Genomic DNA, 23,745 nt, shown 5'->3' with positions numbered 1-23,745 from the left:
CGGTCTGCTCTGTCCTCAGGCCGCTGCAGCCGCCGCAGCGTCTGCCGCCGCCTTCGCACGTTCCTGCGCCTTCTTCTTCGGCGCGGACTGCTTGGGCTGCTCGTTCCATGTCGGCTTCGCGATCACGCCAGCCTGACCGAGGAAACGGGCCACGCGGTCCGTCGGCAGGGCACCCTGCGACAGCCAATGCTTGATGCGCTCTTCCGTCAGCTTCACGCGGTCAGCGTGATCGGACGGCAGCATCGGGTTGTAGGCACCCACGCGCTCAATGAAGCGGCCATCACGCGGCGAACGGCTGTCGGCCACAACGATGTGATAGTACGGACGCTTCTTCGCACCGGCGCGGGCGAGACGGATCTTGAGGCTCATTCAGACTACTCCGGATAGTGCCAGAAAAGAAAAGGAACGGGTCGGGGATGGATCAGCCGAAAGGCGGCCGACCTCCGGGACCACCCGGACGGCCACCCGGCCCTCCCGGCATCCCACCCCCGGACATGAGCGCGGAGGCCTGCCGCATCAGGCCTTTGAGCCCGAGCTTGTTGACCCGCTTCATCATGGTGGACATGTCATCGAACTGCTTGAGCAGCTTGTTGACTTCCTGAACTGTTGTGCCGGACCCGGCAGCGATACGCTTCTTGCGTGACGCCTTGATAATGCCCGGCGTTTTGCGCTCGGCCTTCGTCATGGACGAAATCATGGCCTGATGGCGCTTGAACACAGTGGTGTCGAGGTTCTTCTCCGCCACCATGTCCTTGAGCTTGCCCATACCGGGCAGCATCCCCAGAATACCCGAGATCGAGCCCATCTTCTGGATCTGCTTGAGCTGCGCGACATAGTCGTCCAGATCGAACTTGCCGGCCATCATCTTCTTGGCCAGCCGCTCGCCTTCTTCCTGATCGAGCGTATCGGCAGCTTTCTCGACCAGCCCGGCAATATCACCCAGACCGAGAATACGTCCGGCAACGCGCTCGGGATGGAACTCTTCCAGCGCATCGAGCTTCTCACCCGAGCCCGTCAGCTTGATCGGCGCACCCGTGATCGCGCGCATGGACAGCGCCGCACCACCGCGCGCATCACCGTCCATACGGGTCATGACCACACCGGACACGCCCACAGCCTCATTGAAAGACTTGGCTGTGTTGACCGCATCCTGACCGGTCATCGCATCGACGACCAGAAGCGTTTCGGCCGGATGCGTCACATCACGGATCTGACGCACCTCGTTCATCAACGCTTCGTCGATGGAGAGACGCCCGGCAGTGTCGAGGATGACGACGTCATACCCCTCACGACGCCCCGTCTCCATCGCCCGCTGCGCGATCTCCACCGGCGTCTGGCCTGCAATGATGGGCAACGACGCAACACCTGCGCGCTCGGCCAACTGCTGCAACTGAAGCTGAGCCGCCGGACGCTGCGTATCGAGCGATGCCAGCAGCACCTTCTTACGCTCGCGCGTTGCCAGACGCAGGGCGATCTTGCCCGATGTCGTCGTCTTGCCCGAACCCTGAAGACCGACCATCAGGATCGGCACAGGCGGCGCTGCGTTCAGGTTGAGGGGAACGGCGCCCGCGCCACCGAGCGCGTCGATCAGCGCGTCGTTGACGATCTTGGCAACGGCCTGACCGGGAGAAACGCTCTCCAGCACCTCTGCGCCGACAGAGCGTTCCTTGACCTTGTTGACGAAGTCCTTGACGACCGGAAGCGCCACGTCCGCTTCCAGCATGGCCAGCCGGACTTCACGCATGGCCTCGGCAACGTCGGCCTCGCTCAGCGTGCCGCGCTTGCCAAGATCACCGATGACCCCGGAGAACCTGTCTGACAAAGACTCGAACAAAAGGCGTTTCCCCAAAACAATACGCGCCACTGCGCGAACACTCGCGATGTGGCGGGACTCATGTATGGCGGTCTGTCTACGCCCCGACCATTCGCCCTGTCAAACGGAATCAAACGGCCATTTCAGGAAAAGACTGACGGATGCACTCAACAACTCGCCGCGGCCCTCAAGCTTGCGCTAAGCAGCCCAGCAACCCATCCTGCCATGTCATCCCTGAAATATATATGGAGAACACCCAATGGCTGGCACTCCCACCTCATGGCATGCCGCGCCACTCACATGGGGACACGGCCCTCGCCTGCTGGAAATGTTTCTCGAACCGACCTGCCCGTTCTCGGTAAAAGCATTCAACAAACTGGGGGCCCTTCTGGAACAGGCGGGAGAGGACCGGATTACCGTGAAACTGCGCATGCAATCGCAGCCATGGCACCTTTTCTCCGGCGTTGTCGTGCGCTGCATCCTCGCAGCTTCCACGCTGCCAGAAGGAAAGGATGCGGCACGCCGCGCAATGCAGGCCGTGGCCGATCACCGCGAGGAGTTCGAGTTCGCACATCATTGCGAAGGTCCGAACCGACATGCCACCCCCGATGACATCATCGGACGACTGGAACGCTACAGCGGTCTCACCCTCAAACCGGCTTTCGCAATCCCGGACCTGGATCGCGAAATCAAGTGGCACTGCAAATACTCGCGCCAGAACGGCATCCACGCCTCTCCCACCTTCATGATCGACGGACTGGTGCAACCGGATATGAGCAGCGGCGATCCAGTCGACGCATGGGTGGCGCGCCTTTTGCCGTCCCGAAACTGACCTCAGTTCCTCCGGGAAGGCCGTGACGCCCAGATGGCCGCCAGAGCCGAACCGGAAATATTGTGCCAGATGGAGAACACCGCGCCCGGCAGGGCCGCGAGTGGTGAGAAATAAAGCCGCCCCAACGTCGCGGCGAGGCCCGAATTCTGCATGCCGACTTCCAGCGCCAGCGTCCGGCACACGGATTCATCGAAGCCCAACACTCGTCCGCCCCAATAGCCACCAAGCAGGCCGACAGCGTTGTGAAGGATGACGCCCACCAGCACGAGTGGCCCGACCGCTCCCAAAGCGGGTGCTGCCGCTGCGACAATGCTGGAAATGATGGTCAGGATCGCCACCATCGCCACGAGTGGCAGCATTGGTTCCATCCGACGCACGGCCCGATGACAGAAGGTGTTGACCAATACACCTCCCACCACCGGAACGGCCACGAGTGCCAGAATGCTGCGAAACAGCCCCCAACTGTCCACGGCCACATCCGCCGCTACATACAACCTCGTAAGCACAGGTGTGGCCACAATCCCCACCAGCGTGGAGAGAGTGCTGATACTGACCGAAAGTGCCACATCTCCTCGCGACAGATAAATCATCACGTTGGAAGCAGTGCCACTGGCGACACATCCCACCAGAACCATGCCGGTCGTCAGATCGTTGGGCATGGCAAGCGCCTTTGCAATTCCCCATGCCGCCAGCGGCATCACAAGATAATGCAGCGCCACACCTGCGAGCACCGGATAGGGCTTGCGGGCGATACGCCGGAAGTCCGCCACAGTGAGCGTCACGCCCATGGTAAACATGATGAACGCCAGCAGCGGCGTAATGACTGGGGTAATGACCAGAAAGGGACCGGGCCGCAGCACGGCCATCAGTGAGACGAGTACAGCCCACACAGGAAACAGCCGTGTCAGCATGCGCGCACGTCTTCCGCCCTTTTACCCATCCGATCTCCCCTTTTCGCGACATCTGCGCGCCTTATGAAAGGAAGAGGCGATACAGATCAATCATGACGATCCGTGTGGCCGGAGTTTCACCCCACGCCACCCTCCGCTACACTAAATCCATGATCCTTTTTGAAGCAGGCCCCTTCTCATGAGCCGTGTCTCCATCGAACTCGTCCCGCGCGATGCGGACACCATCCAGCGCGAAGTGGCCGAGCTTCGTGCATGCCTCCCCTTTGTGGACACCATCAACATTCCCGACATCCAGCGCTTTTCGCTGCGAAGCTGGGAAGCTGCCACACTCGTGCGCCCGAACTTTCGCTCAGTGATCCCGCATGTCCGCGCCATCGACATTGACCCGAACGGCCCGCTGCCGGGTCTCGACCTGCCGGGCCTGACGGAGATTCTTGTTGTAAAAGGCGATCCACCGGCGGATCTGAGCCGTCGCGTGTTTCCCAATACCTCAGACGCCATCATTCGCCGTTACCGACGTGAAGCGCCGCACCTCAAGGTTTACGCCGCCTTCGACCCATACCGCCGCGCGCCCTACAAGGAATTGGAGGATGTGGCCCGCAAGCGCGAAGCCGGAGCCTGCGGCTTTTTCACACAACCCCTCTTCGATATGAAAATGCTCGATCTCTGTCGCGACTGGTTGCATGATCAGCAGGTTTTCTGGGGCTTCTCACCTGTGATCGGCCCCAAGTCACGTTCCTATTGGGAGACGACCAATCACATTGTCTTTCCGCGTGATTTCGAGCCCACGATGGAAGCCAATCTCACCTTTGCCGCACAGGCCATTCGTGAAGTGCGCGATGACGGGGATTCGGTCTATCTCATGCCGTTGCGCGTAAAACTCGCAAACTATCTCCGACCGCTCGAAGGCGTTCTGCAGGGCTGAACCTTTTCCACACGATGGAGCCGACCATGACCGCAGCCCCTCACAAGGTCCGCATCCACTATTGCACCCAGTGCAACTGGCTCCTCCGCTCCGCGTGGATGGCGCAGGAGCTACTCCAGACGTTCGGCACCGAACTGGCGGAAGTGGCTTTGTGTCCAGACACAGGTGGCCGGTTCGAGATCAGCGTGGACGACGTCATTGTGTGGGAACGCAAGCGCGATAGCGGCTTTCCCGGCCCCAAGGAACTCAAGCAGCGCGTGCGGGACGTCATCGCCCCCGAACGTGATCTGGGGCACGTGGACCGCTAAAGCGACCCACGGTGTTCCAGTCCGGGCAGCGAACGAGCCGCCCGGTCTTTAATTTCAGGAAAGCAGCGAGAAATTGCTGGCTGTCAGGGTGTTCGTGTCATGCACATCCGCCACAGTCAGTGTCGTGTTGCTGTTAAGATGCAGCGCGAGACCGGCCGAAGAGACGGTCGCATGGTCGAGCACATCGGCAAGACCACTCTGGGTCAAGCCAAAACCGGTCAGATCGATCGTGTTGTGCTTTGCCGCCGTAAAGTCGGTGATGACATCGCGCGCGCCAGCAGCCGTCTTCATAATGTCAAACGTATTGCCGCCCCCTGTGCCGCCCGTCATATTCATGCTGCTATTGGCAACAAAAAGATCGGAACCAGAACCACCGACGGCTGTAAAGGCGCCATGGACATTGCTGTCCGCGCTAATGAAAGTCATCTTGCCCGCCCCGTTTTCGGTTGCGTGCTGATTACCGGTGCCACCCGTAATGCTCGATCCACTGTCGCCCCATGTATTGACCTCAAGGTCGGCATTCCAGTCACGGCTGCCCATGGTGATGTCGACCGACTGAGCATGGATCAGATTAGTGCCGATAAGGGAATCCGTAACGACAAACTGTCCATATCCTGCATTCGTGTAAGCGCCGGTCGCATCCTGCGCCATGTTGACGGATGAGTTCTCGAGGATGCCCACGGATACACCCGTGCCATCGGTGATCAGCTTATCGTCGATCATTTTGCCGACGGTGCTGTCGCGCCCGAGTTCCACGGAAGAGGTATCAATCTCACCCGCAACCGTCTTGATACCGGCCGTGATCGTTCCCTGCAGAAACTTGTCGATATGGGAGTCCGAGCCAGTTGTGATGGAACCACCCGTGCATCCATCAAACGTGGACTTCGCGCCCGCAATGATGTCGAGGTTACGGCCATCGACGAATGTGGAATACGCTCCCACCTGTATCGATGAGTTTGAACCAGAGGTATTGGACAAATCGAGAAACGTATTTCCGGCTACGCTGCCACCATTTACACTGCCGTTCTGCAAGTCCTTGATCGTATTGCCGCCGGCATTCAGCGTAACAGAACTTCCAGCAGCGGTATCGGTGAACGCCACCGTAGTTCCATAACCGTTTACTGTGACATCAGCCTTTCCCGTCATCACGAGATTATTGTCATACCAGGCCGTCACATCACCAACGGAAGAAGCCGCATTACCCACGACATATGTCTGACCTGATACCAGTGTAGCAGACGTATCAGCATCTGTGAGGTTGATATGTGTGGTCGAAACCATTGTTCTCTCCTGAAATTCATTAGAACTTCAGCAACTCCCGATCAGGGTTTCCTGAAATCCGAAGAGAACCTAAATGCTGACCCATTTTCTCCCTAAGTAAGTTTTCCGTTAATAAAATAAATTAATGAATTAATAACTAAATAATTATCATTTATATGATTATGGAATGAAATATATACAATACGCATCCAAAAGATACCATGAAAGTTACCTGATCTCAGAGTAAGTTGAATGTTGTATGGCAGGATTCTCCCGCCGCACGATGCATTTTTCCTTACTTCTCTACATTCTGCAGAACCTCGAACCCTTCAAACACAGGCGGCCCCATGGTCAGCGGCTTTCCCTGCCCGGCGTTCGCGTGCGCCTGCCGAAACTGTTCCGACTGCGTCCACCCCACAAAAGCCTCGTGAGATTCCCAGACCGTGTGAGAAGCATAAAGCACATGATCTTCCCGCACCGGACCACGCAGAAACTGAAAACTCACAAAGCCGGGAACAGTCTTGAGAAAAACCTCCCTGTCGAGCCAACGCTTCTGAAACGCCTCCTCATTTTCAGGGCTGACACGGAAACGGTTCATCGCAATGTACATCGAAACACTCCTTGAAAAGATCGCTGCAAAACCCAGCATGCCACATTAAAAGCCTGCACATGCCTCTCTGCTGCATTGATCTTTCTCCATTGCGTAGTCTCTGTCGATATTTTCGCGAGACAAAGGAAAACGGACATGTGCGGACGCTTCGCCAACGATCTGACAGTCGAACTCATGCGGACTGTGTTCGGAATCACGGGCACCGTGCCGAACTGGCCCCCATCATGGAACATCGCCCCATCCCAGCAGGCCCCTGTCGTCCGCATGAAACCGGAAACCGAAGAACGTCATCTCGATCTGCTTCGCTGGGGCTTCATTCCGCACTGGGCCAAGGAAGCCGGACGGCAACCCATCAACGCACGCGCTGAAACCGTCGCCACTTCTCCCCTCTTTCGTTCAGCCTTCGAAAATCGCCGGGCACTTGTGCCGGCAACCGCCTATTACGAGTGGCAAAAAGGTTCATCGCCCCGCCAGCCATGGGCGTTCCGACGCAAGAACGCGCAACCACTGGCTATCGCCGGATTGTGGGAGAACTGGCAACACGACGGAGAGTGGGTGCGCACATTCGTCATCCTCACCACACGCGCCAACGCTCTCATGAGTCCGATCCACGATCGGATGCCCGTGACAATTGAAGAGGACGACTGGTCAACATGGCTGGGTGGTGCGGCAGACAGCGCCTGCTCTCTCCTCCACCCCACTCCTGACGATGCGCTGGAATGTTATCCCGTCAGTCGGAACGTCAACACACCTGCCAACAACAGTGCCTCTCTGCTCGCACCCATCTGAACTTCGCGACTGCCCGGCCAGAATCACTTTTCCGTGATGCCTGATACTCGCTGCCTTCGGATCGTTCCTTTCACAAGAACGACCTTATTCGAAAACAGATTGCCGAAAACGGCATCAAGCAGCACGAGGATGGCAAAACGATGGCACCTGCGGCGCTGACCCTCTCCCGCCCATTGCATTTACTGTCCGTAGCCTCGGAAATGTTCCCGTTCGTGAAGACAGGTGGACTTGGAGATGTCACGGCGTCGCTTCCGTCAGCCCTCACGCCTTATGATGTGCAAACCCGCACACTCCTGCCGGGCTATCCTGCCGTTCTGGCGGCGATGGAGAAAGTGGCCTACCGTTCTGTTGAGTTCGGTCTCGTTCTGGGTCACGCCGCACAACTCAAGATCGGGCAAGTTGGCGGGCAGGAGTTACTGGTTCTCGATATTCCCGCTCTCTATGATCGTCCCGGCAATCCCTACGTGACACCTGAAGGCTGCGACTGGCCTGACAACGGCCTACGTTTTGCGGCTCTGGCCCGTGCTGCTGCCACCATCGGTCAAGGCGGGCTTGAAAATTACCATCCCGACATCGTGCAACTGCATGACTGGCAGGCCGGCCTCACAGCAGCCTATCTGCACTACGATGGAGAGTCTCCCCTCCACGCCAATGGCATGAGCCGACGCCCCCGTATCGTCCAGACGATCCATAATCTCGCCTTTCATGGCAGCTTCCCCCCCACCGATCTGCCCATTCTGGAATTGCCGCCTCAAGCAGCTTTCATCGACGGTTGCGAGTTTCACGGCCGCATCAGTTTTCTCAAAGCCGGTTTGTTTTTCAGTGACTGGATCACCACGGTCTCGCCCACCTATGCGCAGGAAATCCAAGGTCGCGAATGGGGAATGGGCTTCGACGGTCTGCTGCGTACACGCACCTCCGACCTCACCGGCATTCTCAATGGCGTGGATATCAACGTCTGGAATCCTGCCCATGACCCTGCCGTGCGCTTTCCTTACGTCGTGGGCGACACCATCGGGCGGCTGTCCAACAAACTCGCCCTTCAAGCAGAATTTGGCCTGCCGCAGGACCGCAATGCCTTTCTCATAGGCATCGTCAGTCGTCTGACACGGCAAAAAGGCGTCGATCTCCTGCCAGAGATCATGGAGCGGCTGCTTGTCTCCAACACCCAAGTCATTGTTGTGGGCGAAGGGGATCGCCCTCTTCACCGCGCTTTTTCCGCCCTGCAAAGAAGATTCCCCCGCAGTTTCGCCTGCCATATCGGCTACAGCGAAGAACTCGGTCACCGCCTGCCCTCCGCTGTCGATGCCCTTCTTGTCCCTTCACGCTTCGAGCCCTGCGGTCTCACTCAGCTGTGCGCTCTGCGTTACGGAGCCGTTCCCATCGTCTCGCGCGTGGGAGGACTGGCTGACACAGTGGTCGACGCCAACGACGCTGCCATAGAACGCGGCGTTGGCACAGGTTTTCTGTTTTCACCCATCGACGGCGCGACACTCGCAGTCACGGTTGAGCGGGCGCGTCGTCTTTTCCGAGAGAACCGCAAGGCATGGTCACAGCTTCAGAAGAACGGGGCCGCCACAGATGTCTCATGGCATGAAAAATCCATACAATATTCCAGACTCTTTGCGAAACTTGCGGAAGTAGAAATCGTTGAACCGAAAGAACCCAATGTCGTGCGGCTTTCCTCCGCGCACGCCTCAGACAATGTGCGAGGACATGCTTTCAGCGGCAAACGGCACATCGCTCGAAAACCCCCCATTCCTCCTTCCACGCACCGCAACAGCGCCTGAATTCTCAAAGCCATAAATCACACGAGATCATCACACAGCAAAGGAGCCTGAGGGATGCCAACGAGACAGGATCGAAATGGCGCCCTCTATCATGTTCCCGAAAACACCGATGATCTTCTGGCCGGACGTTGTGGCGATCCTTTTTCCATCCTCGGCCGGCACAATGCGGGCTCGCTCGATATCGTCCGTGTCTTTTACCCACATGCCGCCAAAGTCCGACTGCTCGTCGAGCGTCCCCGTTCACCTCCCATCGAGCGCGCCATGCGTCCGGTGGACGATACCGGTATGTTCATCGGCACCATCCGCAAAGGAGCGTCTTATCGTCTGCGCGTAATCTGGGCGGATGCCACAGAGGAGGTCAGCGATCCCTACTCATTCGGCCCCATCCTGCCGGAAGAAGAATTGCACGCCTTTGCCGAAGGCCGTCATTTTCACGTTCATCACCTTTTGGGCGCACATCCCGTGACACTCCACGGCGTGACGGGTGTGCGCTTTGCTGTCTGGGCACCCAACGCCCGTCGCGTGTCCGCAATCGGAGACTTCAACATCTGGGACGGTCGCCGTCATCCCATGCGACTGCGTCATAGAGCTGGCGTGTGGGAACTCTTCATCCCCGGCCTCACAGCCGGAGAGCGCTATAAATTCGAGATCATGGCGCAGGACGGCACGCTTCTTCCACAAAAGGCCGATCCCTTTGCACGTCGGACCGAACTGCCTCCCGCCACAGCCTCCGTCGTGGCACGAAATGATCCATTTCCCTGGACAGATGATGCATGGATGGCAACCCGCGCCGCACGCCACGCGCCGCAGGCACCACTCTCGATCTATGAAGTTCACACTCTTTCATGGCGTCGCCCCAACGGAGACCCGGACCGCATCGCCACATGGCGGGATCTGACACGCGATCTCATTCCCTATGCGGTGGAAAACGGCTTTACGCACATAGAACTTCTTCCCATCATGGAATACCCCTTCGGTGGATCATGGGGTTATCAGACACTCGCGCTGTTTGCTCCTACCGCCCGCCACGGCAGTCCGGAAGATTTCGCTGCGTTTGTAAACGCCTGCCACGATGCCGGGATCGGTATCATTCTGGATTGGGTGCCCGCCCACTTCCCCAACGATCTGCACGGTCTGGCCTGTTTCGATGGAACCGCCCTTTTTGAGCACGCAGATCCGCGTGAGGGGATGCATCGTGACTGGAACACGCTGATTTACAATTATGGACGGCACGAGGTGCGCGCCTTCCTCATTTCCAGCGCCTTGATGTGGTGTGAGCATTTTCACGTCGATGGTCTTCGCGTGGATGCGGTCGCCTCCATGTTGTATCGCGACTACAGCCGTCAGAGCGGCGACTGGCTTCCCAACATCCACGGAGGACGTGAAAACCTCGAGGCTGTGTCGTTCCTGCGGGAACTGACCGATACTCTGCAACGCCATGCACCCGATGTTCAGATCGTCGCTGAAGAATCCACGGCATGGCCCGGTGTCACACACCCGACGGTGGATGGAGGTCTTGGGTTTTCCTTCAAATGGAACATGGGATGGATGCACGATACCCTGCATTTCATGCAGCGCGACCCATTATGGCGCGGCCACCATCTTTCCGAAATTCTTTTCGGTACACATTATGCATTTTCCGAACGGTTCGTTCTCCCTCTCTCTCATGACGAAGTAACGCACGGCAAAGGCTCGTTGCTTGCCCGTATGCCGGGCGATAGCTGGCAGCAACATGCCAATCTGCGGGCCTATTTTGCTTTCATGTGGACCCATCCGGGCAAGAAACTCCTGTTCATGGGAGGAGAAATTGCACAAGTGCAGGAATGGAACCACGACGGAGAACTTGACTGGCGCTCACTTTCCGAGCCGTCCAAACTCGGCATGCAGAGGTTAGTTCGCGATCTCAATCACACCCTCCGATCCTATCCTGCCCTGCATGAACTCGACATCGATCCGGCGGGTTTTTCTTGGCTGATCAACGATGACGATGCAAACGTAGTGTTTGCATGGGCGCGTTTCGCGCTCTCTGCTCCTCCCATTGTCATGGTGTGGAATGCAACACCCGTTATCCGCCATGCTTACCGCGTGGGCGTGCCAAACGCTGGAGACTGGCACGAGATCATCAATACGGATGCCAGCGTCTATGGCGGCAGTAATGTCGGCAATGGCGGCCGCGTAACCGCGCAGGCAGTCGCTTCTCATGGCTGCGACTGGTCGGTCGAACTGGTGCTGCCACCGCTGGCCGTTCTCATCCTCTCTCCCACCCTTGAGGAAGCAGGATGAACGCCGCTTCAGACGCTCTTCAATCCGGCGCCCCCTACCCTCTGGGAGCCACTTACGATGGTTGTGGCGTCAATTTTGCCGTCTTTTCCGCCAATGCCACCCGTATTGAACTGTGCCTGTTCGATCGCAAAGGTCGTCGTGAAGTCGCGCGTCATCGGCTTCCTGAATACACCGATGAAGTTTGGCATGGTTATCTCCCCGGCGCTTCACCCGGCCTCCTTTACGGATATCGCGCTTTCGGACCGCACGATCCGCATGAAGGTCATCGTTTCAATCCCCACAAGCTTCTGGTCGATCCCTATGCCCGCGAACTGACAGGTGATCTCCGCTGGACCGATGCCCTGTTCGGCTACAGGCTCAACTCACCACGGGCGGATCTCTCCTTCGACCGACGGGACAGCGCCAGCGCCATGCCGAAATGCCGTGTGATTGCCCCTCATGTGCATTGGCCTGACGATCACCGGCCCGACATTCCACCGGAAGACGTGATCGTGATGGAGGCTCATCTCAAGGGTTTGTCCATGCGTCATCCCGATGTGCCCCAAGCGATACGCGGAACCTTTCAAGCGTTAAGCCATCCCCGCATCATGGAACACCTGACAAAGCTCGGCATCACAACACTCGAACTCCTGCCGATGCAGGCATTCATTACCGATCGTTTTCTGATCGAACGCGGTGTCACCAATTACTGGGGCTACAACACGCTCGCGTTCTTCGCCCCGCACCCCGCCTATATGGGACGTGGCGAAATCGAGGATTTCCGTGTTGCCATCCGTGCCTTGCATGCCGCCGGTATCGAAGTGGTGATGGACGTCGTGTACAACCACACCTGCGAGGGCAACGAGCTTGGTCCCACCTTGTGTTATCGCGGCCTCGACAACGCCAGCTATTACCGCCTCGTGCCCGATGACGAACGTCATTACATCAACGACACCGGCTGCGGAAACACGCTCAATCTTTCTCATCCTCGCGTGCTCCAGATGGTGCTCGATTCCCTGCGTCATTGGGCCAGCGCGTTCAATATCGACGGTTTCCGCTTCGATCTTGCGACCATCCTGGGTCGCGAGAACTATGGTTATGACCAGAATTCGGGATTTCTCGACGCCCTCATGCAGGATCCGATTCTGCGCACGCACAAACTGATCGCCGAACCATGGGACCCGGGACCGGGGGGATATCAGGTGGGCAACTTCCCGCCCGGATTTCACGAATGGAACGACCGTTTTCGTGACACCACACGCCGTTTCTGGCGGCAGGACGAATGTCAGCAGGGCGATATGGCGGCCCGTCTGTCCGGCTCAGGCGATATTTTCGACCATCGCGGACGGCGCCCATGGACCAGCGTCAATTTCGTGACGGCTCATGACGGCTTCACCCTGATGGACACCGTCAGTTACGAAATCAGACACAACGAAGCCAACAAGGAAAACAACCACGACGGCGCACAGGACAACCACAGCCGCAACTGGGGCGAGGAAGGACCGACCGATGATGCGACCATAGTGGAAAAACGCGATCGTATTCGTCGCGCCATGATGGCGACACTTCTTCTGGCCCACGGAATACCCATGATTCTCGCAGGCGACGAATTCGGGCAAACCCAGAACGGAAACAATAATGCTTATTGTCAGGACAATGATTTGTCCTGGCTGGACTGGTCACTGACACAAACGCCTCGCGGTCAGGACATGCAGGATTTCACAGCGCGACTGATCCTCCTGCGGCGCGAACATCCTTCCCTGCGCGCGCAACGCTACATGCATGGCCGTCACGCTCCCCTGCCGGATCTCTCTGACATCGCGTGGTTCAATGCCGCGGGACAGCCCATGTCGGTCGATAACTGGAATGAGGGAGGACAGCCTCTTCTTGGTCTGCGACGTGCCATTGAAGATGGTGAATCCTTCGATATCACCTACACGATCCTCAATCCTAGCGATGCGGAAGCACCCTGTGCCCTACCGCCTCCTACTGGCACATGGCGTCTGCTTCTCGACAGCGCACGGCTGCACCATACGGAACCGGAGAGCCTCACCGCCGGGTTGCACAGCGTGATCGTCGCCGCGCATTCGGTCCTTCTTCTGCAACTCGATCCCGCCACCATGGCCACAAAGTCCACAAACGGCTGAAAGGAGGCAGGCCATGTCCCAGAGTGATCGTTATATCCGCAAGCAAGGTGCCGTGCTCCTTTCACCGCACCGCACGCGCTTTCGTCTATGGGCCCCCTCCTGCTCCTCCGTCCAGCTTGAAACAGAAGATCGTCCACCCGTCCCGATGACAGCGGACGACCACGGATGGTTCACCTGCGAAACACCCACGGGGGCTGGCCTACGTTATCGCTATCGCGTGGCCCCCGATCTGCTGGTCCCCGATCCAGCCTCCACCCGTCAGCCCGAAGACGTGCATGGCCCCAGTGAGGTGACAGATCCCGAGAGCTATCGTTGGCAGCACCCACGTTGGCCAGGGAGACCTTGGGAAGAAGCCGTCATCTACGAAGTGCATGTCGGACTTGCGGGCGGCTATACCAAGCTGGCAGCCGATCTTCCACGCATCGCCGCACTTGGCATCACGGCCATTGAACTCATGCCGATTGCGGAATTTCCCGGCGGCCGCAACTGGGGATATGACGGCGTTCTGCCTTTTGCGCCCGAAAGCGTTTACGGCACACCGGATGAACTGAAGGCGCTGATCGACCGCGCCCATGCGCTCAACCTCATGATTTTCCTCGATGTCGTCTATAATCACTTCGGACCGGATGGAAACTTCATCGAACAGTATGCGCGCCCATTTTTTTTCCAGAATTGCCGCACCCCTTGGGGTCATGCCATCGACTTCACCCAACGAGCAGTACGTGATTTGTTCATCGATAACGCACTCTACTGGCTTATGGAGTTCCGCTTCGACGGTCTGCGGCTGGATGCCGTGCAGGCCATTACGGAACAGGACTGGCTTACGGAGTTACGTGAAACTGTCAGACAAACCGTGGAGCCGGACCGCCACGTTCATTTAATCCTCGAAAACGAGAACAACGATGCCCGTCTGCTACGCGAGGGCTTCACCGCCCAGTGGAACGATGACGGACACAATGCCCTGCACGTCATCCTCACGGGTGAAACAGAAGGCTATTATGGGAATTTCGCATCCAACCCCACAATAGATCTTGCGTGCGTTCTCAAAGAGGGATTTCGGTTTCAGGGAGATAAATCACCTGTCACGGGCAAACCGCGGGGTTCTCCATCTTCGGATCTGGCGGCCGAGAAATTCATCCTTTTTCTGCAAAACCACGACCAGACTGGCAACCGCGCCATGGGCGAACGACTGACGGTTCTTGCGCAGCCGCACATGCTGGAAGCAGCCTACGCACTTCTTCTGCTCTCCCCTCAAATCCCCATGATCTTTTTTGGAGACGAGTGGGGAACACGCACGCCGTTCTTCTTTTTCACAAGCCACAACCCGGAACTGGCCCGGATCGTGCGCAATGGACGGCGACAGGAATTCGCCTCTTTCAGCCATTTTCATGACCCACAGCGCCGCGAACTCATCCCGGACCCGAACGATCCGCGGACTTTCGAACGCTCGCGTCCCGACCGTCGGGAAATGGAACTGCCGGAACATAAGGAATGGCTGGACCTTACACGCGAACTCCTGCGCCTGCGGCACCAATATATCGTGCCGCGCCTGAAGAATGCCCGTGGACTGGACGTTACGCATCTGACGCAGCAAGGCTGTGCACTTTTCGCCCGGTGGACAATGGAAGACAGCTCCATTCTGAACATCGCGTTCAATCTGGGAACAGTTCCCACTCAACTCCCTTCCGCACCCCACGGAACCTTTCTCTACGGACTGCGCACGACATTCTCATCCCCGGACTTGCCGCCTGCAAGCCTTCTCGCATGGCTGGAGGGAGACGATCATGTCTGACCAGACCCTGACACGGCAGGCCACGCGTCTGGGGCTGCAAGTGAATTGGATGGACGCTCAAGGACACAAGCGCCGGATCTCTGTGGATACTCTGCGCCGCCTCGTACCCCTGCTTGAATCCAAAGCACGTTCCGGAACACCGTCTCTGCTCGTCACCGAAACAGGTGTTTCCACACCGATTCCTATCAATGGCACAAAGAATATGGACACCGCTCCCGCTTTCGCGGTCGCTCTTGAAGACGGTCGCCGGCTCGAGGGGCGGCTCCGTCGTGCCCGTAACGGCAAGTTCCATCTGCCACGTATAATGGACGCGGGATATCACACACTGACAGTGGGGAACCGGGAGTTCACCCTTGCAGCAGCCCCCCGGCAGGCCCCTCCCACCGCAGGACGCGGCTGGGGCCTTGCCGTTCAAATCTATAGCCTCAGGACTCAGGGCGATGGCGGTATCGGCCATCTTGGCGCTGTCGCTGACCTTGCAAAACGCACGGGAACAACGGGGGCCGACGCCCTGCTGCTCAGTCCCACCCATGCCATGTTCACCAATAATCCCGCGCAGTACAGCCCCTATTCTCCTTCCAGCCGACAGTTTTTCAACGTACTGCTTGCCGATCCAAGCTGCACCTTCGACACAGCCACACTACAAGCCTCCCGCAAACACGCACGCCTGAACCCCGAAGAACTGCATCAACTTGAAACCGCCTCCCACATCGACTGGCCTCGTGCCGGACATCTGCGCCTGAAGCTTCTCCGTGCACTCTATGATCTTCATATTGCTCCCTCTCGACCCGCCGATTTTACCGAGTTCATCCGTACCGGTGGAATTGAACTTCAACGACACGCTATTTTTGAAACGCTGCACGCGCAGAGCGCCCAACGCGGCCCGCGGGGCGGAGACTGGCGGCTCTGGCCACTCTCCGTTCGCAATCCCAACTCCCCCGAGACAGCCCATTTCGCCCATGAGATGATGAGAGAGATCGACTTTCATCGGTTTCTACAGTGGATCGCCTCCCGCAGCCTGCTCGCAGCACATAACAACGCCCGAAAAAGTGGAATGCGGATCGGGCTCATCGCCGATCTCGCCGTAGGCGTCGATCCGGCCGGCAGCGAGTGCTGGGCGCATCAGGGCGAACACCTGACCGAAATCTCGATCGGCGCACCTCCTGACGCCCTCAGCCGCGCCGGGCAGAATTGGGGACTGACCACATTCTCCCCTCACGGTCTGCGCGCCAATGGCTATCAAGGCTTCATCGCCATGCTGCGCGCCAACCTTGCCCATGTGGGCGGTCTGCGCATCGATCATGTCATGGGACTACGGCGGCTCTGGATCATCCCCACGGGGGAAGGTCCGGAAGACGGCGCCTATCTCACCTATCCCAGTGCCGATCTCATGAGGCTGGCCACACTGGAAGCCTCTCGCGCCAATGCTATTCTCATCGGGGAAGATCTGGGCACGGTCGAACCTGCATTCCGCAAGGACATGATCCGCCATGGCCTGACAGGCATGAACGTCCTTCCGTTTCAACGTGATGCAGACGGTGCTTTTCTCTCGTGCAGGCAATGGTCCCGAACGGCCGTGGCGATGACGACAACCCATGACCTCCCCCCATTGGCCCGATGGTGGCAGGGGCTTGATCTTGCCACGACTGACGCCTCTTCCCAGACACAACGCGGTACCGAAAGGACCGCCTTATGGGCGGCCATGGTGGGACAGACAATGCCAGAACCTCCTCCCAGCCCGACAGGGGGCGCCGCTTTCGTGGACCATGCCATCAGTTTCGTAGCGGACACACCCTGCCCGCTCGCTCTCGTGCCCCTGGAAGACCTCGCGGGATTGAACGAACAACCCAACGTGCCCGGCACGACCACCAGCAATCCCAACTGGCGTCAACGCTATCCAGTACCGGCCCGCACGCTTCTGGCGCGACTCGGCACGAAGAAGCGTCTGACCATTCTAAAAACATCACGCCCCCGTCTTTAACTATTGCGAGAAAAGTCATGCCCCGCCTGCGGCCAGCTTTACGCGCCACCGTCCGTCTTCAGTTCCGGCAGGGCTTCACGCTGGATCACGCGGTCGAATGGGTGCCTTACTTCGCACGGTTGGGCATCAGCCACATCTATGCCTCGCCTCTCCTGACGGCCACACCCGGCTCGACCCATGGATACGACGTTCTCGACTGCCATCATATCGATCCGACACTAGGGGGTGAGGCCGCCCTGCGACGCCTTGCCCACACGTTGCACGAACACGATATGGGATTGATCCTCGATATCGTGCCCAACCACATGGCCGTAGGAGGTGCCGGAAACATCTGGTGGGAAAATCTGCTGGCATGGGGCCAGAACAGTCCCTACGCCGAGTTTTTCGATATCGTCTGGGACGATCCAGATCCGCAACTTGCAGGACGTGTTTTCCTCCCTTTTCTCGATCGTCCTTTCGAGGAGGCGCTGGTCGCAGGTGCTCTGAACCTGAAGCATGATCGCGAAAGTGGACTCTTTTTCATCCACCATCATGACCACCGCTTTCCGATTTCTACTGATCATTACAGCGACCTTCTCAAAGGCATGGATCTTCCCCATACCCTGTCCGCAGCCCTGACGGTCATGGCGGAACGCAGCACGCCGGACAGGGACTGTGCCCAGACACTCAAGGCGCTTTCCCTATGGCTGAACACAGCAGCCGGTGCCGATGTACTGACCGCCCTGACCATGCGCTTCACTCCCGCCCACCAGCCGGGACGCGATCAATTGCGTCATCTGATCGACCGCCAGCACTGGGTCTGCGCGTGGTGGCGCACAGCGTCCGAGCTTCTCAACTGGCGACGTTTCTTCGACAACACGTCCCTAGGCGCCATCTGCGTTGAACGTGAGAAAGTCTTCACCGACACCCACCATTATGTGCTGTCGCTCCTTGATGAAGGAATCATCGATGGGCTGCGGATCGACCATATTGATGGCCTCGCCGCTCCCGCTGCCTATTGCCGCAGGTTGCATCAGAGGATGTTCCCTTCGGAACAGTCTTCGAGTGGGCCTGTACCGATCCATGTGGAAAAAATCCTCGCTCCCGGTGAAAACCTGCCCGCCGAGTGGGACGTGGACGGCACGACGGGTTACGATTTCATGGAGCAGGTTTCGCTTCTTTTGCACGATGCCAATGGAAAAGACGTGCTGGATGCCCTGTGGCAGGACATACGCGGTGACGTGCCGAATACCATGGAGGAAACAGAACGACAGGCGCGTGACGAGATTCTGCATGTTTTATTCCCCGCCGAATGTGGGCGGCTCACCCGTCTGTTGCATGTGTCCTTCGCGCCACTTTCCTGCGAAACGACACCCTCCGCCATCAGGACCGTTCTGACAGCCCTCCTGCGTCACTTTCCGCGCTATCGCTGTTATTATGCAGACGATCTCCCCATGGATCACACCGCCGACCGGGCGGCTTTGTCACAGGCTGTGGCCGCAGCGCGCAAGGAGATACCTTCCTTCCACCATCCTCTTCTTCAACGCATGAGCGCGTTGCTCACTACACCTGTTGAAACCAGCCCCTCTCCCGCAGTGCGCCGCATTCAACGCGCCTTCGAGCATCTTACAGCCCCACTCGCTGCAAAATCTCTTGAAGACACAGCATTCTATCGGAATGTGCGCCTGCTCTCACGCAACGAAGTCGGCAGTGCGCCCGACACACTGGCGCTGCCGGTCGCCGCTTTTCATGAAGCCTGCCAAAAGCGACACGCGACCCATCCCCACTCCCTGCTCGCCACAGCGACACACGATCACAAGCGCGGCGAAGACAGCCGAATGCGGATTGCCGTCCTCAGCGAAGTGCCTGAGCAGTGGCGCGCACTCGTTACATCCTGGCTGGAGAAGCACACACCAAACCACGCACCCGATCGTGTCGATGCGCTCATGCTCTACCAAAGTCTCCTCGGCGCATGGCCTGTGCAGGATCACCCCGATGAAGAATTCGGGCACCGCATGGCGGATTGGCTGACCAAGGCGCTCCGCGAAGGAAAGCGTCATACAAGCTGGCTCGACCCCAATGAGTCGTATGAAACCGCGTGCCAGAACTACCTTGCGCACTTCTTGGACACATCCAGCCCATCGGATTTCCAACGCGACATGACCCGGTTCGTCCGACAAATCGCGCCAGCGGCCGCCCTGAACAGCCTGTCCCAAACTCTGCTGCGCCTTACTACTCCCGGCGTGCCGGACCTTTATCAGGGCTGCGAATTATGGGATTTCAGTCTGGTCGATCCCGACAACCGGCGACCTGTCGATTTCAAAAAACGTATAGAGTTACTCAAAGTCGCTTCCGACATCGACCACGCCGCCGCCACATGGCCCGATGGCGCGATCAAACTCCAACTCATTGCACGCCTTCTGACCTTTCGTGCTCAGCACCCTAACCTGTTCCGGGACGGCTCCTATCACCCCGTCTCCCTGAATACGCGGCATATCGTGGCCTTCCTGCGCACCCTCGGAAACCAGCGGCTACTGGTGCTGACACCCCGTCACACTCACGCTCTCGCCCCCGACCCGGCCACTCTCGCTCTCACTCAACCGCCCGCCTCTTTCACCCTGCCCGTGAAATATCACGGACAATGGCGCAGCCTCCTGCGGGAACGCTCGCTCGATATCGGGTCGCATCCCATCTGGCCGTTCGAAACTGGCATGGTGCCACTGGATTGTCTTGTTTGGGAGACATGAACAGACATTCCCTTCAGGGCTGGACCGTCAGCCCCGAAGGTTGTTTGTTACCGGGCGAGCGTTATCGCAAAACTGAGAAACGAGGACCGTTCCACTCATGGCAAAGATCAGCCCATTGGCCGGAAAACGCCTGCCAGCATCCGATCTTCCCGACATTCCGGCCGTGATCGCCGCCTATTACGAACGCAAGCCCGATCCCTCCATCCCCACGCAGCGTGTGTCGTTTGGCACCTCCGGTCATCGTGGCGCACCGCTTAACACCAGCTTCAACGAGAACCACATCCTCGCCATCTGCGAAGGCATTGCCCGCTATCGCAAGGCACAGGGCATCGATGGCCCTCTTTTCACGGGCATCGATACCCACGCTGTCTCCGCCCCCGCCCAACGCACGGCCATCGAAGTGCTGGCGGCCCACGGCATTGCCGTCCACATCGCTCATGACGATGGCTACACTCCTACGCCCGTCATCTCCCATGCGATCCTGACCTATAATCGCGGACGCAAAAGCGGTCTGGCGGATGGCATCGTGGTCACGCCTTCACACAACCCGCCCACGGATGGCGGCTTCAAATACAACCCCCCGCATGGTGGTCCGGCGGATTCCGACATCACCAAAGCCATTCAGAACATGGCCAACGGCTTCCTCGCCGATGGCCTCAAAGAGGTGAAGCGCCTAACATTCGAGCGCGCCATCAACGAGCCGTGCATCACACGCCATGACTTCGTGACGCCCTATGTGGAAGATCTGGACTCGGTCATCGACATGGCCGCCATCCGAGATGCGGGCGTGAAGATCGGCATCGACCCGCTTGGTGGGGCGGCGGTGCGGTACTGGCAGCCGATCATTGCGCGTTACGGCCTGAACGCCACAGTCGTGAGCGAAGAAGTCGATCCACAGTTCAGCTTCATGACCGCCGACTGGGACGGTCAGATCCGCATGGACTGCTCCTCTCCCTACGCCATGGCCCGACTGATCGAAATGGGAAAAACCTTCGACGTCGCTTTCGCCAACGACACGGATGCAGACCGTCACGGGATCGTGGCCCAACCTGACGGGTTGATGAACCCCAACCACTATCTGGCCGTCGCCATTTCCTATCTCTACCGCAATCGCCCGCAGTGGAGCGCCGACACCGGCATTGGCAAAACGCTGGTCAGCAGCGGATTGATCGACCGTGTGGCGGCTGAGCTTGGGCGCAAGTTGGTGGAAGTACCCGTAGGCTTCAAGTGGTTCGTTCCCGGCCTTCTGGACGGAAGCCTCGGCTTCGGGGGCGAAGAAAGTGCCGGAGCCTCCTTCCTCCGCCGTGACGGCACAGTCTGGACGACCGATAAGGATGGAATCATCCTTGGCCTTCTTGCTGCCGAGATCACGGCGAAAACCGGCAAGAACCCCAGCGCGCATTATCATGACATCGCAAAGCGGCTGGGCACGGCCTATTACGCACGCATTGATGCCGCCGCCACACCGGAGCAGAAGGCGCGTCTCGCCAACCTGTCCCCCGAGCAGTATCCGGGCGACACACTGGCAGGTGAGACCATCACAGCCAAGCTGACCAAGGCGCCGGGGAACAACGCCTCCATCGGCGGACTGAAGGTCACGACGAAGGACGGCTGGTTCGCCGCCCGTCCCTCCGGCACAGAGGATGTTTACAAGATCTACGCCGAAAGTTTCAAAAGCCCCGAGCATCTCAAGGAAATCCAGAACGAAGCACAGGACGTCATTTCCAAGGTGCTGTCCGCCGGTTCCTGAAACAACACTTTCCCGGTGGGGCTATAACACCTCACCGGGAACATCCGATTTCTCAAAATTACGTATTGCCTCTCTCTCACTCCCTGCATCCACTGTCGAAATATGGGCGAGCTATCCAACATCGCCTGCTGATGAATGATGTTGAAGAAAGCGGACTCTCCCTGCATGTACCAGAACCCTGTCTTTCGCCTGATGGGCGGCCTCGTTCTGGTCAATTTTGCATGCTGGGCTGTAGCCCTTCTCGTGAGTGCCACACATCCTGCGATGCTGGCTTCAGCATTTCTCGCATGGACCTTCGGACTGCGTCACGCCATGGACGCGGACCATATCGCCGCCATCGACACCGTCACGCGCAAACTCATGGCACAGGGACGAAAACCTTACAGCACAGGACTGTTTTTCTCACTCGGCCACTCAAGCGTCGTCATTCTTGCCACCTGCGCGCTCATCCTGCTGCCTGTATCGGACTGGCTGGAGCGCTGGCACCTGACCGGAAACCTGATCGGAACCACCGTCTCCGTTTCCTTCCTTCTCCTTATGGGAATACTCAACGCAGCACTTGTGCGATCCCTGATCCGCGCGCCCAGCACCTCCGCCCAAATCCAGCCTTTGGGGCCTGTTTCATGGCTTCTGCGTCCCCTGATGAAGATTATCGGCAAGGAATGGCAGATGTTCCCGCTGGGGTTTCTCTTCGGGCTGGGCTTCGACACCGCAACCGAAATCGGACTGCTGGGGCTGACGACCACACAGGCCCGAACCGATCTTCCGCCCGCAACGATCCTGCTCTTTCCGCTTCTATTCACAGCCGGAATGATGCTGGTGGATAGTCTCGATACCGTGCTGATGGTGGAAGCGTGGAGATGGAGCGCGCCCTCCTCTCAGCGCCGCAAACACTACCTGCTGGCGGTTGCCTCCGTATCCGCTGCAACGGCTTTTGGCGTTGCCATCATTGAGGGCATCCCTCTTGTGAGCCGTGTCATGAGTCTACCCATCACCTTGACCGGCATGATGGATTTCCTGAGCGATCATTTCCAGATTCTGGGCACGGGCATTCTGGCAACATTCCTGCTGATGTGGAGCTACGTTTCTCTGGCCGGATGGAAAAAACCATCCAGACGACAGGAAAACTCCTAAAGAGACGTCACAGAAGCATCAGATCGCAATATGCGAGCGTACCTCTTCGGCCACCAGATCCGCCACCTGCCCACTCAGCATGACCTTGCCACGGTCCAGAACCGCCACCGTATCGGCCAGCTCGAACGCAAAATCGAAATACTGTTCCACCAGCACAATCGCCATATCGCCCCGATCGCGCAGCATACCGATGATCGTACCGATGTCCTTGATGATGCTTGGCTGAATGCCTTCTGTCGGTTCATCCAGAACCAGAAGCCTTGGACGGATCACCAGAGCGCGGGCAATCGCAAGCTGCTGCTGCTGCCCTCCCGATAGATCACCGCCCCTACGGTCGAGCATTTTTGCCAGCACAGGAAAAAGGTCGAAAATCTCATCCGGCACCTTGCGCTGTCCCCGTGACAGCAGACCAAAACCGGTTTCGAGATTTTCGCGCACAGTGAGAAGCGGAAAGATGTCGCGTCCCTGCGGCACTGTCGCAATGCCTCGGCTTGCGCGGTCATACGCTGCAAGCTTCGTAATGTCCTCGCCTTCCCACTCAATGCGCCCGGAACTGACGGCGTGCATGCCCGTCACCGCCCGTATCAGGCTGGTCTTGCCCACGCCATTGCGCCCGAGAATGCAGGTCACAGCTCCTTCGCGTGCCTCCAGCGAGACACCGCGCAGGGCAATCGCCGCACCATAATGCAGATGAACGTCCTCAACCCTGAGCATG

Annotated in this window: 18 protein-coding genes; 12 read left to right on the top strand and 6 right to left on the bottom strand. The window is 58.4% G+C overall.

The window, feature by feature from the left end; genetic code table 11:
- Positions 1 to 15: 15 nt before the first annotated feature.
- Entirely contained in the window at positions 16 to 369 is a 354-nt protein-coding gene (rpsP, locus tag GOB87_RS04875; protein ID WP_166313423.1) for a 30S ribosomal protein S16, read from the bottom strand.
- 52 nt (positions 370 to 421) lie between these two features.
- Positions 422 to 1,834, bottom strand: coding sequence for a signal recognition particle protein (gene ffh, locus GOB87_RS04870; protein WP_166313464.1), 1,413 nt, complete (start codon positions 1,832 to 1,834; stop codon positions 422 to 424).
- A gap of 238 nt (positions 1,835 to 2,072) precedes the next feature.
- Here ffh and GOB87_RS04865 point away from each other — a divergent pair, with 238 nt between their 5' ends.
- Complete coding sequence (locus tag GOB87_RS04865; RefSeq protein ID WP_166313422.1) at positions 2,073 to 2,645, top strand: DsbA family protein; 573 nt, start codon at positions 2,073 to 2,075, stop codon at positions 2,643 to 2,645.
- 2 nt (positions 2,646 to 2,647) lie between these two features.
- Here GOB87_RS04865 and panS read toward each other — a convergent pair whose 3' ends face one another.
- Positions 2,648 to 3,556 (bottom strand): ketopantoate/pantoate/pantothenate transporter PanS, encoded by a 909-nt coding sequence (gene panS, locus GOB87_RS04860; RefSeq protein ID WP_166313421.1) that lies wholly within the window; start codon positions 3,554 to 3,556, stop codon positions 2,648 to 2,650.
- 178 nt (positions 3,557 to 3,734) lie between these two features.
- Between panS and GOB87_RS04855 the strand changes: the two genes are divergently transcribed.
- Complete coding sequence (locus GOB87_RS04855) at positions 3,735 to 4,481, top strand: methylenetetrahydrofolate reductase (RefSeq protein WP_166313420.1); 747 nt, start codon at positions 3,735 to 3,737, stop codon at positions 4,479 to 4,481.
- A gap of 26 nt (positions 4,482 to 4,507) precedes the next feature.
- Positions 4,508 to 4,789 carry a SelT/SelW/SelH family protein gene (locus GOB87_RS04850; protein ID WP_166313419.1) on the top strand — a complete coding sequence of 94 codons (282 nt, stop codon included), beginning with the start codon at positions 4,508 to 4,510 and terminating at the stop codon, positions 4,787 to 4,789.
- Positions 4,790 to 4,843: 54 nt separating this feature from the next.
- Here the strand turns inward: GOB87_RS04850 and GOB87_RS04845 are convergent, their stop codons facing one another.
- A complete protein-coding gene (locus GOB87_RS04845) occupies positions 4,844 to 6,070 on the bottom strand; it encodes an autotransporter outer membrane beta-barrel domain-containing protein (RefSeq protein ID WP_166313418.1) in 1,227 nt (408 codons plus the stop codon).
- 274 nt (positions 6,071 to 6,344) lie between these two features.
- Positions 6,345 to 6,659, bottom strand: a complete 315-nt coding sequence (locus GOB87_RS04840) for an antibiotic biosynthesis monooxygenase family protein (protein ID WP_166313417.1) — start codon at positions 6,657 to 6,659, stop codon at positions 6,345 to 6,347.
- A 135-nt stretch (positions 6,660 to 6,794) separates the two neighbouring features.
- On the opposite strand from GOB87_RS04840, the gene GOB87_RS04835 reads away from it, so the two are divergent.
- From GOB87_RS04835 to GOB87_RS04795, 9 genes are all read left to right on the top strand, one after another.
- A complete protein-coding gene (locus GOB87_RS04835; RefSeq protein ID WP_166313416.1) occupies positions 6,795 to 7,448 on the top strand; it encodes an SOS response-associated peptidase in 654 nt (217 codons plus the stop codon).
- Positions 7,449 to 7,588: 140 nt separating this feature from the next.
- Positions 7,589 to 9,238, top strand: coding sequence for a glycogen synthase GlgA (gene glgA, locus GOB87_RS04830; protein WP_166313415.1), 1,650 nt, complete (start codon positions 7,589 to 7,591; stop codon positions 9,236 to 9,238).
- Between the two features lie 54 nt (positions 9,239 to 9,292).
- Entirely contained in the window at positions 9,293 to 11,521 is a 2,229-nt protein-coding gene (gene glgB / locus GOB87_RS04825; RefSeq protein ID WP_166313414.1) for a 1,4-alpha-glucan branching protein GlgB, read from the top strand.
- Complete coding sequence (gene glgX / locus GOB87_RS04820) at positions 11,518 to 13,647, top strand: glycogen debranching protein GlgX (protein WP_166313413.1); 2,130 nt, start codon at positions 11,518 to 11,520, stop codon at positions 13,645 to 13,647. The genes glgB and glgX overlap by 4 nt, the downstream gene beginning before the upstream one ends.
- A gap of 13 nt (positions 13,648 to 13,660) precedes the next feature.
- Positions 13,661 to 15,439 (top strand): malto-oligosyltrehalose trehalohydrolase, encoded by a 1,779-nt coding sequence (gene treZ, locus GOB87_RS04815; protein WP_166313412.1) that lies wholly within the window; start codon positions 13,661 to 13,663, stop codon positions 15,437 to 15,439.
- Complete coding sequence (malQ, locus tag GOB87_RS04810) at positions 15,432 to 17,420, top strand: 4-alpha-glucanotransferase (RefSeq protein WP_166313411.1); 1,989 nt, start codon at positions 15,432 to 15,434, stop codon at positions 17,418 to 17,420. The genes treZ and malQ overlap by 8 nt, the downstream gene beginning before the upstream one ends.
- A gap of 17 nt (positions 17,421 to 17,437) precedes the next feature.
- Positions 17,438 to 20,146, top strand: a complete 2,709-nt coding sequence (gene treY / locus GOB87_RS04805; RefSeq protein WP_166313410.1) for a malto-oligosyltrehalose synthase — start codon at positions 17,438 to 17,440, stop codon at positions 20,144 to 20,146.
- A gap of 97 nt (positions 20,147 to 20,243) precedes the next feature.
- On the top strand, positions 20,244 to 21,896 hold the full coding sequence (gene pgm, locus GOB87_RS04800; RefSeq protein WP_166313409.1) for a phosphoglucomutase (alpha-D-glucose-1,6-bisphosphate-dependent): 1,653 nt from the start codon (positions 20,244 to 20,246) through the stop codon (positions 21,894 to 21,896).
- A gap of 165 nt (positions 21,897 to 22,061) precedes the next feature.
- The gene (locus GOB87_RS04795; RefSeq protein ID WP_166313408.1) at positions 22,062 to 23,030 is read left to right on the top strand and encodes a HoxN/HupN/NixA family nickel/cobalt transporter; all 969 of its coding nucleotides are present in this window, start codon (positions 22,062 to 22,064) and stop codon (positions 23,028 to 23,030) included.
- A gap of 18 nt (positions 23,031 to 23,048) precedes the next feature.
- Here the strand turns inward: GOB87_RS04795 and urtE are convergent, their stop codons facing one another.
- Positions 23,049 to 23,744 (bottom strand): urea ABC transporter ATP-binding subunit UrtE, encoded by a 696-nt coding sequence (gene urtE / locus GOB87_RS04790; protein ID WP_166313407.1) that lies wholly within the window; start codon positions 23,742 to 23,744, stop codon positions 23,049 to 23,051.
- Position 23,745 lies beyond the last annotated feature (1 nt).

This window comes from Acetobacter estunensis, assembly GCF_011516945.1.
GTDB classification, from domain to species: Bacteria; Pseudomonadota; Alphaproteobacteria; order Acetobacterales; family Acetobacteraceae; genus Acetobacter; species Acetobacter estunensis.
This window is presented reverse-complemented; position numbering and strand designations above follow the sequence as displayed.